Below are 14,701 nucleotides of genomic sequence, written 5' to 3'. Positions count from 1 at the left end.
TTACTGCAACGCTTATTCGCTGCGCAAGCTTTTTACCGGGTTAATCATTGCTGCCTTGAAAGCCTGAAAGCTTACCGTAACAAATGCGATGATGAGCGCAAGCAATCCACCTGCAACAAACATCCACCATTCCATGTGAATACGATAGGCAAAGTTTTGCAGCCATTTGCTCATCAGCCACCAGGCCAGCGGCGTTGCAACTACCAGTGCAAGCACTACGAGTATGATAAAATCTTTCGATAACAGCGATACAATGCCCGAAACGCTTGCACCCAGCACCTTGCGGATACCTATCTCCTTTCCGCGTTGCTCGGCTGTAAAAGCGGCCAAGCCGAACAAGCCCAGGCATGATATAATCACAGCGATAATGGCAAAGGCCGAGATCAGTCCCGATGCTTTAATATCATTCTTATAAATGCGGTCAAATTCGTCATCCAAAAACTGGTAGCTGAACGGCCTGCCCGTGTTATAACTATCCCACAGTTTGCCTGCGGCGGCGATGGCCTGCGCGTTCTTTCCCGGGGCTACTTTAACCAGACTGGTAAGCATATAATCGCTGCTGATTTTAAATACCGCCGGACCGATCTTTTCGTGCATGCTGCGGTAAGCGAAATCTTTCACTATGCCTACCACTACACCTGTATCTCCCTGCGCAACAAAACGCTGCCCCACGTAGGGTTTATGCAGATTGATGGCCTTCGCGGCTGCTTCATTTAAAACGATATTCTTTCCATCACCTTTACTGTTGGGCAGGAACCAGCGCCCTTCAACAAATTTAAGCTTCACTATTTTATTAAAATCCGCATCAACCTGGAAAACAGCGAAAGGCGGATCAAAATCTTTCTGACGGCCATCCCAATCGAAACCACCGGATGACTGATTATCAAAATTTTGAACCGAAGCACCATTTACAAGAGAGACATTCTCCACAAAACTCTGACCGGCAATTTGCTGTTTCACGTTTTGCATGGCGCCGGTACGTTGTTCGCTGCTCACTTTTCTGAACATTTGCCACGGCATGGTAAATGAAAATACCTGCGAGCGGTTATAACCCGGGTTTTGGTTACGGATAAACTCCATTTGCTTATAAATGGTGATCACGCCTACTATCAAAAATACCGAGAACGTAAATTGCAGCACCACCAATCCGCGGCGAAGCAAGGCATCGTTCATACGCAGTACACTCATGCCCCTGAACGAGTTGAGTGGTTTAAATGACGACAGCAGTAATGCCGGGTAAATACTGTTCAGCAGAATAGTGATGAACAAAGTACCAAGCAGCACTATCCAAAGCCATATATTGTTTAACGAAAGGGTAAAGTGCTTCTCGGTAAAGTTGTTGAATGCAGGCAGTGCAAGCTGCACTATTATCAGCGTAAAAATGAGTGCCAGCAGGCTTACAAAGGCTGTTTCGGTAACAAATTGCATAAATAACGACCAACGGCTTGCGCCCACAATTTTGCGTACACTTACCTCTTTAGCCCGCAGGCTGGCCCGCGCGGTAGTAATATTAACATAGTTGATGCAGGCTATAATAAGCACCAACAATCCCAATATACCGAAAATAGTCACCACCTTTTTATCACCCTGCACTAATGAACTGCTTTGCAGATCATTTTCAAAATGCAGATCGGTAAGCGGGATATAGGAAATCTTCGTATTGTCATTATCACGCGCTTTGGCTACTATTTTTTGCAGCTTCGCCATCGCGTTTTTAACATTGGTGCCCGGTTGTGCCTTAAAAAAAGTAAGGTAACTGAAATTACCCCAGCTGAGGTCGTTCTTTTTTTCGTGGGCGTCGGTTTGACGACCTGCTATGCTGCGCAGTACATCAAAATTAAAGCTTGAATTTGCGGGGATATCTTTTATTATGCCCTGCACCGCGTAAATATTGGTATCTATCTTAATGGTTTTACCAATGGCTTCAATAGTACCGAAGTATTTTTTGGCTTTGCTTTCGGTAAGTATCATACCGAAAACGTTACTATTAAACGCGCCGGCGCTGCCGCGTACAAAATCATACTTATACATGTCGAGCCAACCCGAGTCAATAAAGGCGGTGCGGGTTTCGTCAAAATATTGCCCGTCTATATTGAGGTACACTTTTACATTACTGAGCGGCAATACACGGCCTGCGGTTTCAATCCCGGGTATTTGATTTTTCATTGCCTCGCCCATGTTAAACGGCGCGTGCTCCCAAACCCAGGTAGTGGTTTTATCAACCGAAATATAATTTTTGATGCGGTAAATATTGGCATTGTCCGGTATGTTCTTATCAAAGCTGAGCTCGTTTTGCACCCAGATAAATATTAACACTACCGCGGCCATACTTACAGCCAACCCACCAATGTTTATAAAACTTGTAAGCTTATGTTTTAATAAGCTGCGCCATATTGTTTTAATCCGCATACTTAGCATCGCAAAATTGTTTAAGGTCGATTAATAATCGATTATATCATGAGCCAAATAAATGCCTCATCTTAAAATAGCTAATAATCAACAATTTAAAAAACGAACAGTAAGATCTCAGCGTGCGATTGCGAACACGGAGTGTGCGGTTATGATACAGTCGTGCTTAATAGCATAGTATATTTTGCGCGATAGTTTCGTCTTACAACCCGGTTATTTACTTATACCATTATAGTCGTTGCTCAAACGATAACTTGCACAATGGATGGGAAATACGGAAGGAAATTCAAGAATAAACAGAAATAAAAAAAAGCCGGAGCGCTCACCCCGGCTTATTAATTAACTATTTAAGAAACAAATCCTCCGTGGCCCAGTTAGGATTTTTAGCGTAAGCCTTCCAGAAGATCTGGTCTAAGGCAAGGTCGAAATTGGCTTTGAAACTGCGCGTATTGGTGAGGATAACAAAGTTAAAACCGTTATCTAAACGGGCTTGCTCCGTAGCAGTACCGGGCAAACTTCCGGTGTGAAAATAGTTTTTGTTCGCTATAGCCCAACCGCAGCCATAAGCGGCGTTGGCCGTAGAACCTGTATACATTGTTTTTAACGATGATGCCGTAATAATATCTGTACGTACCGAAAAGCCATCAATATAAACCAGGAACCTGGCCAGATCGGCAGCTGTAGCTATCCATCCCCCGTGCGCGTCCATCCGGCTGATGTTGTAGGCATAAGGATTTTCGCCCGACTGGCCGTAATAAGTAACCTCTTTCGTTTTTTTATCGGCCAGGGTGTTACCGCCAATAACCATATCTGTAATGCCGATAGGTTTCAGCACTAAGGTTTTTACGGCTTCCTCATAAGTTTGCCCGGTGATTTTTTCTATCACACGGCCTAAAATACAGTAGCCAAAGTTCGAGTAATCGTAACTGGTGCCCGGTACTTGGTCGAGCGGGCGGTTATCCAAAGTCCAGGTGATGAGCTGCGCGGCCGTCATGGTTGGGTTACTGAACATAGGGTCGTTCACGGAGTTACCCCACCCTCCGGATGTATGGTGCAGTAATTGGTCAACCGTAATATTGGTAACATTAGCGCCGTAAGTTTTGGTGCCGTAGGTTTTACCCAATAAGGCGCCATCGCCAAATACTTTGTCGTCGAGCTTTATCTTACCCTGATCGAGCAGTTTCATAATGGCAACCGCGGTGATCTGTTTTGAAAGACTCGCCAAACGATAGCGGTCGCTGATAATGGCTTTGGTAGCCTTGGATTGATCGCTTACGCCATAAGCTTTCAAATAAACCAGCTTCTCGCCTTTAGTAATGGCTACCGATACCCCGGGAACATTGTAGGTAGTCATAAAAGCATTAACCTCGTCATCTAAAGCGGCTACCGCAACTTTGCTGGCAGCGAGGGTGTCGGTAGTAGTGCCTGTCCCCGTACCGGTTCCGGTACCAGTTCCCGTCCCGGTGCCTGTGCCCGTTCCTGTACCATTACCATTACCGGTATCCGTTTTAGTTTCTGAAGGCGAATCTTTTTTGCAACCGGCAAACAGCAGCAGGCCGATAACGGCAATTAACCGGGTAAATTTTAACGAGTTCACCGCAAAGCGGTAAGCACCGGAGTAAAAAGTTGTTTTCATAGGTAGTGTTATAAAATATTATTGGTTAGTGTTAATTGAGTTGTTATGTTACTGAGCATCTGTGCCGACCTGGTTTATTTATTCTACCACAAGGTTTGTTTCTATATTGATCTCGTTATCGGTTTTTACCTTATCCCAAATGCGCAGCTTAACGTGGTAGGTTTCGCCCACAACCATTGGTTTTCCTATGGTGATATCTCCGTGTAGTTCGGTAGCTTCGGTGGGCGGATGGCCCTGGTCGCCATTGAACAAGTCGGCGGCATTAAGCACAGGTGTTCCTTTTTTGTCGGTAACCAATAACATCATCCCGGGATAAGCCTTACCATCTTTAAGCGCGTAATTGCTTATGCCCACGGCTACTACAGCCACGCGGGTATTTAGTTGTACTTTATTATCGGTCATTGGTTTACCCGTAGGGTCAACCAATAAAACATCATCTACCCTAAAGCCATTATAGGTGAATGATAAGCCGGTGCGGAGGTCTTTTTTGGTACCCTTACTAAAATTGCATGCGGTAAATAGTACGCTGCTTAATATGAGTATGATTTGTAGTTTTTTCATTTACAGGTTTAGATAAAATATAGGATATACATTAGGTAGAAAAGTTTTGCCACCATGATCATAAGCACTATTACCTATTCGTAACAGCGGCACAATTACTTACAAATAAACATATCCCGCTAAAAAAACACTTTCGAATATGTTGCAAATGCTTTCGATTTTGTTGCATCATTTAGCCTGTATACAGTTCAATTATAGCGTCGTATAGCTATAAAATCAATATTCGGCCAGTTATAAAACAACAAATGCCCTGCGGGCGAAGCAGGGCATTTGTGCTTTCATATTTATATTATATCCTAATTATCATTAACTATTGCAGCATAAAACATTTGATAATTAGTTATTAATGACGTGACGTTTAATTTGAGAACAATGTTTTCACTTGTACTCCGTATGTTTTTCCGTTTGGAGCCTTGATCTGTACACCATCAGTTCCGTTTAACTTCTCTTCAATAAAAGCTGTAATTACCTTACCGCTTACACCTTGCGTATCTGATGCTAAAAATGTTATATATATTGAACTTAATGGTGTGTTTGTAGCAGCATCAACTATTATAAGATAATATTCGGACTGTAGTGAACCATATAAATACGTTTGTTTCACTTTTACATAATTGCCGAAAGTGCTCTGAACATTATCAAGCGTATCTATAGGCACCACATCACCAATGTTTTCATCAATCTGATAGGCTATAATTTTTATGGGGTTAGGCAAAGCGTTTTTAGCTAAGTTAGCCAGGTTCAATTTGATGTAACCATCTTCGGGTACAGGCTCATTAGCTTGCGTATTTTGTAAAAGTATAAGCGGGGTTTCATCATTCTGCCTAAAAAGCACTAACTCTTGTGTAGAGTTTTCTTCAATAGTTAAAGACGTATCCAGTAAACTGTTTTTGGTAGATGGATCAATAAACGAAAAAAGTCCCTTACCGGCGGGTATCTTCACACTGTTTGACGAGCCCGGATTGATATACAATTCATTATTATAAGCTAATTGTAATTGATTAAGGCCTGATTGATTATTAATAAGTACTGTTCCGAAACGTTGGGCTTGCTCAAATTCTTCTTTTTTACAAGATGCCATGAGCAACAACAAACAAGGTATTATAGCGTACATTTTTGCTTTCATAATTAGTAATTAAATTAAACAAGGATTGGCAGTGAAACACTGCCAATCCTTTCCTATCTGTTAAATAATTGGTTAATTAGTTTTGTGGGTTAAAATCTGTCCAACCGGCTAACCATGTGCTGCCTGCTGTAGTGCCCGAAGGAATAGCACCAACAGTAGTACCTGCCGGTGAGCTCGCGTTCGGTATTAACACATCAGGATTGAAACTATAGGTAGTATAGTTCGCGCTTGTTGGGCCGGCATAAAATGAAGTACTGGTGCCGCTACCTAATTGCAGGTATGAATTTGCTGATGTAACAGTGCTGTTAGGTACAACAGAACCACCGGCAGTGTAAGCATGCAATAGGTTGTTGGTTAATGTACCTGAAGAGCTGTTTTCAATAGCGATACCTATTGGGTAACCACCTAAAAGCGAGTTTTGAATGTTATAGCTGGTTATTCTTCTTAAACGAGCGTTGTTTTTCAAAGTATCAGCTTTTGTAGTGCTGCTAGCGAAACCCAACAATGTAAAGTGATTCAATGCCGGGCGTGTTTGTAAAGAAGTTGAAGTTCCGGCAGCGTTGTTATCAGACTCAATACCATTAGCATCAGACAATAAAGGGTTTGATGATGATTTGCTGTGAGATGAGTTTACCGCTTTTAAGCCTACCGCGAAATTGATAGTACCGGTATAACCATTGTCAAAATCGAAATCGTCATCATCGCCACCGGCAGCTACAAGGTAAGTAGCGTTAACCTTACCACCGAAGAATTCGAATGAATCATCAGCAGAATATGATACCTGGATATGATCCAAAGTAGTACCAGAACCAACACCACCTAAAGTTAAACCGTTGATTTCATTGTCGTTAAACAATTTCAAACCCGGATACTCAATACGTGTGTAAGTAATGCTACCTGAGTTATCATTATCTTTAGTAGCATCTTGACGACCGTAAGTTAATGATAAACCACAACCAGGTGTAGGTAAACCTTCTATTCTGGTAGCTGTTGAATCAGGCCAGTTAGTACGGGCTCTTCCTAATAAAATAATACCACCAAAATCACCGGCTTTACGAGAACCAGCCGCGTTTGCAGATGTGAAAACTACAGGATTTGCAGCAGTACCGTTTGATTCTAATTTACCACCTTTTGTAACAACTAAAACGCCTTTGATTGATTTAGTAGTTGTTGTACCTGTTATAGGATCAGTAGCAGAGTAAGTTCTTGCATCACCAGATATGATGCGGGTACCGGCAGGAATCCTCAAGGTATAGCCTGGTTGTACATAAGTGATACTATCAAGCAACCAGGTATCAGTTGAGGTAAGGGTGATGATATGATCGGTTGCGTTACCGTCCACATTATCAATTAACTGACCGCAAGAAGTTGTAGGGATGTGGCGAACTGCCAAAATACCCGCGTTTGCACTGCGATCAAAGTTGTTACCTAAATCTTTTTTACAGCCGGTTAGGCTAAGGCCAGCAGCTACTACTACCGCAAGACCACTTAGAAATTTGATGTTTTTCATTTTTTTGATTATTTATTAGTTTTTACAGATAGGCTATTGATGGTGTTATTGCATTGTATTTAAAAATTATAAGTAAATGTTAGGCTGGCTGTTCTGCCATATTTAATTCGGTATCGTTCAAAGTCTGTCCCTTTTTCGTATTTGTTACTGCCTTCAGATAATACTACTTCCAGTTTATCCGCGTCTTGCTTGTAGCGGTTAATCCTGTAAAACATCGATTCATTGTCGAGCAGGTTACTGATGTTTAGCCTGATCTCCGCTTTGCGTTTCAATAACTTTGCACTTAACTGCAAATCAAGAATATGTCTGTCGTTTTCAAATTCGGTGGTTGTAGGGTCGGCATTGGCATAGTTGGTACGGTAACCGGTTCGGTTATATACTAAGTTAAAGCCGCCAAAGTCGCTGTAGTAGCTAATACCGCCGTTAATAATGTAAGGGGCCTGGCCGTATAATGCCCTTTTTACCTTGTATTCAATCTCTTCGCCCGCGGCATTTGTGGTTACACCCGTAACTTCCGATTTCATGAAGGTAGCATTACCAAAAAGGCTAAAGTTGCTAAGCCATTTATAGTCGGCTAAAAAGTTTAATGATTTACGAAACTCTACTTCAAACCCGGTATTTCTGGCCGATTTTTGATTTTTAAAAATATAAAAAGCCGCTATTTGCTGCCTAACCAACTCAACCGGGCGGTCAAATTCTTTATAGAACCCGGAAACGGAAATAATTTCGCCCGCTGTTGGGTACCACTCATAACGAATATCATAATTGCGGATCTTTGTGCTTACAATATTACCGCCGGATACCGAGCCCTGCAACAAAGGATCGGGAAAGGCAAACGCGGCTGTCTCCCTAAAATCAGGCCGTACCATTGTTGTGCTGTAAGCGGCACGAACGTTCATTTGCGGTGTTAAACTGTAAGTAGCGTTAATTGATGGCAAAAAGCTCCAGTTTTTTTCGCCGTTCAATATAGGTTTCAGGTTATTAGGATGCGTTTCGTTGTAGCGTATGGCCGCGAGCTGGCTGTTCCTTAAATTGAAATTCTCTGCACGAACGCCGTACACAACACGCAGCTTTTTAAAGAAACGCTGATCGAGCATCAGAAAAACCGCGTGGTATTTTGAGGCTCCACTGTACTGATCGCCGCCATTTTCGGCATCAACAAAGTAATAAGCCTGGTTAAGACCATACCCCATTTTTTCAGGGGTCATTATATTTTCGTAAAAGTCGTTAAAGTCGCTTGTACCGCCCGCCTGCCTGTAGGTTCTGGCCAGTACGTTACTTTGCGCCCGTTTTTTATACCAGCCGGTGTAACCAACTTTCACCAGGCTTTTATCTTTCAAAAAATTAAATGGCTGGCTTAAATTCAGCATCCAGTTATAATCGTGTTCGCTTACATCTGTCCAAAGGCGGTAATCATACTCATAAGGTGAAGGTATAGTGTTACTTGCATCCACATTGGGCGATTGATAATAGGTACCCGGTGCTTTAACTTTTGAATAACTGAAGTTCCGTAAGTCTTTATGATCCTGGTTAATGTTTGTTATGGCTGTACTCCAGTTTAATAACAGGCCACTTTTGCCTATGGTATGTTCACCTTCCAGCTTATTCTGCAAAATATCGGTAAATACCGGATCCTGAAATAAGTCCCGCTGTTTCGCCCCGGCATCTTCCGAATAATTGTAGGTTTCGTAAAGCTCGTCGTTCAGCATCCTGGTATATAGGTTTCTTGATACTATTTTGAACTTTTCGCCCTGCAATCCAAAATTCAGCAAGCCGCCAAGTGTGGTGTTAAATTTGTAGGCATTGCCCGTACCACGCAGCTCCGCGCTATCAATATAGTTTCCGCCCCCGCTTAGGTTTCGTACTGTTTCAAATGGGTTATTCTCCTGGGTATTACGATAGGTTAACCCTGCTACGAAACCCAATTTCAAATCCTGTTGCAGGTTATACAACCGGCCTACTGATAAACGGTAGTTTTGGTTGGGCAAAGCTGTTGACTTAGCTACCGCGAACGATTGCGCCTTAAGTTGTTTACCCTGCTCTATAGCTTCCGGAACATACTGGCGAGGATCATCACCCTTATCGCCGAAAACCCAGCCTTTTAAACCTACCGGCTCTTTACGGCGGCCATCATCAAAACCCCAGTAATCATATTTACCGCGGCCTCCGGCTACCAAAAAATCTTTACCGGTTGTGCGGCTGTTATACCCGGTACCCAAAGTAAATGATATAAAATTTTGCTCGGGTATAGCCAGGGTATTCACCGTAACCTGCCCGCCCGAAAACTCTGATGATACATCAGGCGTAGCGGTTTTGTTAACCACAACGTTGCTTACCAGTTCGGCAGGGATCACGTCAAACGAAAAGTTGCGGCGGTTCATATCAGTGCTGGGTACAATAATGCCATCAATCATGGCCTGGTTGTAGCGCTCGGTCATACCGCGCACTACCACATATTTATTATCGATGGTGTTAACACCGCTTACCCTTTTAAGCACCGCGCCTATATTATTATCGGGGGTGCGGGCAATTTGCTCGGCCGAGATACCATTGGTCATGGAGGCGCCATTTTTTTGCTGCGCATACAGGCCATTGATAGACTCTTTACGATACGAAGATTGTATAACTACCTCGCTTAAAGCGCTTGTAGATACATTCAGCACCACATCTAACTTGGTTAGCTGGTTATCTTTTACAACGATATCCGCTATCCTTTTGGTTTGAAACGACACATAACTAACTTCGAGGGTATAAGTGCCGGGAGCAAGACTAAACTGGTAAGTTCCGTCAACACTGCTTTGCATGGCCAGCCCGGTTTCTATCACTTTAACACTGGCGCCGGGTAAAGATTCTCCCTTTTCGTCAATGATCTTGCCGGACAGTCTGCCCGGCGCGGCCTTCTTTTTGGGTTCGGGTTTGCTATATGCTACTGTAATATTTTTATTGATGCGGGTAAATTTCAACCCCGAACGCGATAACTCTTCCAGTAATTTCCCCATCGGGGCTTTCTTGAAATTTATATTTTCGAGTTCGATGGTATTCAGTTCGTCATCAAAAAAGAACTGATAAGCGGTTTGCTGATCTATAGCCTTTATTAATGTGGTTGCCTTAACTTTGCTGTAACTAACACTTATAGGGTCGGTAATGGTAGCGTAAGCCTGGGCAAACAAAGGGGTAGTAAATAAAAAGCATACAATTACACTAAAAAAATGTGCTCTTTTAATAAAACATTGGGAAAAATTGGCTCTTTTTTTGTAGTTTAGGTTTAAATACATAGAATTACAGAATATTTATACGTTTTTTTGATTAGGCGTATTTATTAGTTTAGTTCGGGGAATACTTCCTGGCTATTTAAGGTACCGTGTTACTACCACGGTACCTTTTTATTTGACAAGGCTTCCGGGTTAATTTGCTGTTTTATTTATGATGGCATAGGTTGAATCGTTGTTTCTGACAAGGTTTAAATGATACATTTGAGTTAAGGTATGAAGTACTTCCTGTGCCGACTGATTTTGAAATTCGCCGTTCACTTTATGTTTCTTCAGTTCGGCAGCATTAAAGCGGATACGCACCTGGTAGTATGAGGATATCTGATAAATAGCTTCTTCAAATGGCGTTGATGCAAATAATAGTGCCCCGTTAGCCATTGGGTTTGTAGCAGTTTCAAATTTGGTTACGCTGCTGTTGCGCTCCTCTCTTCCTTTAATTTCGTAAGCCTGGCCCGGTGTTAAAAATGTTGGGCCCGATGTGCGGTGATCTCCATTAGGGTCGTGCTCAATAACTACCTTACCGGTATATAGGTTAACTTTTTCCCATTGGTAATTTTTATTGTATTGTACCGTAAAAGAAGTACCCAAAGCGGTAGTAGATAATTCGCCGGATTTAACAGTGAAAGGGCGTTTACTATCATGAGCAACCTCAAAAAAAGCTTTCCCCTGCATCAGGTGTACACGCCTTTGATGTTTTTCAAATTTTTCGGGGTATTTTAATGAAGATCCTGACAGCAGCTTTATTACAGTGCCATCTTCCAGCTTCAGCTCGTACATTTTACCCTGTGGCACATTAACCGTAATAAAATGCTGTGTTTGGCTGTATTGCTGGTAGGTATAAAATCCCCAGCCGGCACCCAGCACTAATAGTATGCTTGCCGCAACCGCTATGTTTCTTATTAGTGACCGCTTACGCTTGCTATTTTCTGCTATTTGCAGTATTAATTTCGATTTGATATTTAAGAGAGAATGCTGATCAACATTTACCTGTGGTTCGTAGCTCAAACCATTCTCAATTTCTTCCAACATGCGGGCGAAATCATTTTTATACGCGCCCTCCTTTACCAATTTGTAAAAAATCTCCTGTTGGGCTGCCGATAGCTGCCTGTTTCTAAAACCTTTTAATAATTCTTTTCTTTCCGAGTAATTCATTATTCCTTTTGGGTAATACCCATATACTGCACTTATACTACTAATACAGTATAAGCAGCAATGTAGGGTAGCTCTAAAAAAAATAAATTTTACTGATTGTATTAATGAAGGAAATCACTGCCCGAATTACGAGGCGATGATAAGCGAACAGGGAAGAATTGATAAAATTTTAGCCCAGGTATAGCAGGTACAACACAAATAAAGGCAGGCTAAAAAACTCTCCCGATTTATTTAAATGCGCAATTACCTTATTCGCTTTTACCATATGGTCTTTTACCGCGTTACGGGTAATGGAAAAATAAGTGGCCAGTTCGGCATAACTCATCCCTTCCATTTTACATTGTTCAAAAATAGCCCTTCTTTTAGGTGGCAGGGCATTTAGCATGGTTCTTAACGTTTTAACATCTATACCGGCATCTACACCGCTATCACGAGCCTCTTGCAGCCCGCTCAAAAATTCCTGCTCAAATGCTTTTTGCATGCGTTTACTGCGCGCAACCGACTGAAACCAATTGTGCAGGATGCTTCTGGCCGTAGCATATAAGTAGTTTTTTATTCCTTGTTCCGGGTCAATATAACTCCGCCTGTTCCAAATGCGCAGAAAAATATCGTTAACCAATTCTTCGGTAATTTCGCGCGAGCGGGTGTATTTATAACATAGCGCCCACATATCTTCAGCATAATAATCATAAATACGATCAAAAGCATCCGTTCTGCCGTCCTTTAAATCCTGTATAACTTGGTGCGCAATCATGGTCAGGTAGTTTTTCTTTATGGTTTAGATAACGATAAAGGGAGGAAACTAAAATTAACAGCAGGTTATACCAATATTAAGTATTGATACTATCCGTTTTACTTTAAATTATTAATTAATGCTGTACCTGTACAGGGGCCGAAACTTCATCTGTTTTGTTGCGGGAATCGTACAGTACTTTAACAGGTATATCTGCAGTAAGCGCTTTTGTTTTACTCAAACCTTTAATGCGGGCTATAGCGGCATTTATGAGCGGATCGCTTTCATCTCCAAAGGGAAGAAGCGGCAAATTATTTAATTCGCTTGCAGCAATATCGGGCAATAAGCCGTTCGCGTAATCGCCTCTGCTATTTGCATTGTATAATTTAAACACCAGCGGATGGATGCTCCACTTTGGTATTTTAACCGGTTCGCGGTAGTCTTTTATTTCAAAGGATGCCATATCTTTCCCGAACGTTTGCTCACCAACCCTAACCGTGGTAATATATGGCGTTAAATTGTTGGCTAACAACTCCGCTGCCGATATGGTATGCCTCCCGGTGAGGATGAACACCCGGCTAATATTAAGCCGTAAGGCGCTGGCCTGGCTAAACTGGCCACCCGAAACAGGTGACAATCTGCTTATTTCTTTATCAAAACTGTATCTGCGTGTTCCAGCTGCCGCATTACCCCTGTATTCGGCAAAAATAGCATCAGCAGTTATGTCCGGCCCTATCGCCGCTGCAAGAAAAGCGCATACGGCAACATCGCCCCCCGCATTATAACGCATATCGAGAATCAATTCATTTGCCTGTTGGTTTTTAAAATAATCGAAGGCTTGCTGCAACTCAGGTATAGCCCGCTCCTGAAAGGCATTAAAAAATAAATAGGCTATATTTTTAGCACCCGATTTAATAACCTTGTAAGTATAAACCGGTTTATCACTTACAATTGAGCCTGTAATTTCAAAAGGCACGGAGTTCCCTCTAATTTGTATACTGATATTACCTTGCCTGATACTGTTTTCAATAATACCGCCAATATTACTTTCATCAAGTGTTATCGCATTAACAGCAACAATCTCGTCACCCCGTTTTAAACCCAATTGCTCGGCTTCCGAACCCGGTACAACCAGGCTGATCTGTGACCGTGTTGTGCCGTTATTGTAGGTAACCATATCAATACCGAAAGTTGAACTCAATGTGGGGTTATAACTTAGCGGTATATCGGGATTGACCAGCAGCGAAAACCTGTCGGCAGGATTTTTTATTGACGAAAAAAAACGCAGGGGTTCTAAATTAATATCGGGTTGCCCGGGCAGCAGGTTGTTCCAGTAGTAATATACCCGCATACTATCCAGCACCCACTTGTTGATACTCTGATCAGAACCATCGGGATAATCAGGACCGGGATCGTTTTTATGGCAACCGGTTAAAAAAGAAAGCAATATCACGCTCCACAAAAAACATAAACGAAAGTTAGGGCGTGATAACATGGCCAATAGGTTTATGAATGTAAAATTATAGAATAACAAATTGCTTTATTGTTAAAAATTCATTAACAATAAACACTTCGCTTAAATTAACTTATGGTGTTATAAATACGGGTACCTTACTGCTTTCATCTACAAAATGCAAAAGTAGCGTAACATCACCTTTACATTGAAACAATACATTTGTGCCAGTTAAGGTTTATGAAAAAGCTATCAGACGAAGAATTGGTAACGTTGGTCCGCCAGGATAACGAACGTGCATTTTCTATCTTGTTTGACCGCCACAAGCAAATTTTATTCAGGCATATTTATCAGCGTACCGGCTCCGAAACAGAATCGGAAGAGATTTTGCAGAATATTTTTATCTCATTCTGGAAAAACCGGCAAACCATTATTGTTCATGACAGTATCTTGCCTTACCTGATGGGGGCGGCAAAAAAAAGCGTTTTCGCGCTGTATGCCAAATCGGCCAAAGAAATTGAACGCCACCAACTTTTACAAGCTGAACCGGAACCGTTTGAATACCCGGCAGAAGATTTTTTGATTGCCCGCGAATTGGAAGGGCTAATGGAAATAGAAGTGCAAAAGATGCCTTCAACCATGCGGCAGGTTTTCCTTTTAAGCCGCAAAGAGCACATCTCTATCAGGGAGATTGCCGCTATGCTAAGCGTTTCAGAACAAACGGTAAAAAATAACATCACGCTGGCGCTACAGCATTTACGCGGAAAACTGACCGCCAAACGCATCATTCAGCTCCTGCCATTCTTTGTGTTTTTAAATTAACGAATTAGTTATAATTATTTAACGGTACCG

At 42.1% G+C, this 14,701-nt stretch carries 10 protein-coding genes; 1 reads left to right on the top strand and 9 read right to left on the bottom strand.

The genetic code is table 11. The features are described 5' to 3' along the window. Positions 1–12: 12 nt before the first annotated feature. From ABD894_RS07895 to ABD894_RS07855, 9 genes are all read right to left on the bottom strand, one after another. Positions 13–2,409, bottom strand: a complete 2,397-nt coding sequence (locus ABD894_RS07895; protein ID WP_345210463.1) for an ABC transporter permease — start codon at positions 2,407–2,409, stop codon at positions 13–15. A 343-nt stretch (positions 2,410–2,752) separates the two neighbouring features. After that, positions 2,753–4,045, bottom strand: coding sequence for a serine hydrolase domain-containing protein (locus ABD894_RS07890; protein ID WP_345210462.1), 1,293 nt, complete (start codon positions 4,043–4,045; stop codon positions 2,753–2,755). Positions 4,046–4,123: 78 nt separating this feature from the next. Next, the gene (locus ABD894_RS07885; protein WP_345210461.1) at positions 4,124–4,606 is read right to left on the bottom strand and encodes a hypothetical protein; all 483 of its coding nucleotides are present in this window, start codon (positions 4,604–4,606) and stop codon (positions 4,124–4,126) included. A 358-nt stretch (positions 4,607–4,964) separates the two neighbouring features. Further along, the gene (locus ABD894_RS07880; RefSeq protein ID WP_345210460.1) at positions 4,965–5,687 is read right to left on the bottom strand and encodes a hypothetical protein; all 723 of its coding nucleotides are present in this window, start codon (positions 5,685–5,687) and stop codon (positions 4,965–4,967) included. A 121-nt stretch (positions 5,688–5,808) separates the two neighbouring features. After that, the gene (locus ABD894_RS07875; protein ID WP_345210459.1) at positions 5,809–7,242 is read right to left on the bottom strand and encodes a hypothetical protein; all 1,434 of its coding nucleotides are present in this window, start codon (positions 7,240–7,242) and stop codon (positions 5,809–5,811) included. A gap of 59 nt (positions 7,243–7,301) precedes the next feature. Beyond that, positions 7,302–10,412 carry a TonB-dependent receptor gene (locus ABD894_RS07870; RefSeq protein ID WP_345210458.1) on the bottom strand — a complete coding sequence of 1,037 codons (3,111 nt, stop codon included), beginning with the start codon at positions 10,410–10,412 and terminating at the stop codon, positions 7,302–7,304. A gap of 234 nt (positions 10,413–10,646) precedes the next feature. After that, entirely contained in the window at positions 10,647–11,663 is a 1,017-nt protein-coding gene (locus tag ABD894_RS07865; protein WP_345210457.1) for a FecR family protein, read from the bottom strand. A gap of 169 nt (positions 11,664–11,832) precedes the next feature. After that, positions 11,833–12,417, bottom strand: coding sequence for an RNA polymerase sigma factor (locus tag ABD894_RS07860; protein WP_345210456.1), 585 nt, complete (start codon positions 12,415–12,417; stop codon positions 11,833–11,835). Between the two features lie 115 nt (positions 12,418–12,532). Beyond that, positions 12,533–13,891, bottom strand: a complete 1,359-nt coding sequence (locus ABD894_RS07855; protein ID WP_345210455.1) for a S41 family peptidase — start codon at positions 13,889–13,891, stop codon at positions 12,533–12,535. Between the two features lie 198 nt (positions 13,892–14,089). On the opposite strand from ABD894_RS07855, the gene ABD894_RS07850 reads away from it, so the two are divergent. Further along, complete coding sequence (locus ABD894_RS07850) at positions 14,090–14,671, top strand: RNA polymerase sigma factor (RefSeq protein ID WP_345210454.1); 582 nt, start codon at positions 14,090–14,092, stop codon at positions 14,669–14,671. Positions 14,672–14,701 lie beyond the last annotated feature (30 nt).

Origin of the sequence: Mucilaginibacter gynuensis, from assembly GCF_039541195.1 — a bacterium.
Taxonomy (GTDB): Bacteria; Bacteroidota; Bacteroidia; order Sphingobacteriales; family Sphingobacteriaceae; genus Mucilaginibacter; species Mucilaginibacter gynuensis.
Note: the sequence above shows the minus strand (reverse complement) of the source record. Positions and strands in the feature narration are given on the sequence as shown.

Coding starts and splice junctions, on each gene's coding strand:
- ABD894_RS07895 (WP_345210463.1), bottom strand. CDS start 2,409: ATGCGGATTAAAACAATATGGCGCAGCTTATTAAAACATAAGCTTACA.
- ABD894_RS07890 (WP_345210462.1), bottom strand. CDS start 4,045: ATGAAAACAACTTTTTACTCCGGTGCTTACCGCTTTGCGGTGAACTCG.
- ABD894_RS07885 (WP_345210461.1), bottom strand. CDS start 4,606: ATGAAAAAACTACAAATCATACTCATATTAAGCAGCGTACTATTTACC.
- ABD894_RS07880 (WP_345210460.1), bottom strand. CDS start 5,687: ATGGCATCTTGTAAAAAAGAAGAATTTGAGCAAGCCCAACGTTTCGGA.
- ABD894_RS07875 (WP_345210459.1), bottom strand. CDS start 7,242: ATGAAAAACATCAAATTTCTAAGTGGTCTTGCGGTAGTAGTAGCTGCT.
- ABD894_RS07865 (WP_345210457.1), bottom strand. CDS start 11,663: ATGAATTACTCGGAAAGAAAAGAATTATTAAAAGGTTTTAGAAACAGG.
- ABD894_RS07860 (WP_345210456.1), bottom strand. CDS start 12,417: ATGATTGCGCACCAAGTTATACAGGATTTAAAGGACGGCAGAACGGAT.
- ABD894_RS07855 (WP_345210455.1), bottom strand. CDS start 13,891: ATGTTATCACGCCCTAACTTTCGTTTATGTTTTTTGTGGAGCGTGATA.
- ABD894_RS07850 (WP_345210454.1), top strand. CDS start 14,090: ATGAAAAAGCTATCAGACGAAGAATTGGTAACGTTGGTCCGCCAGGAT.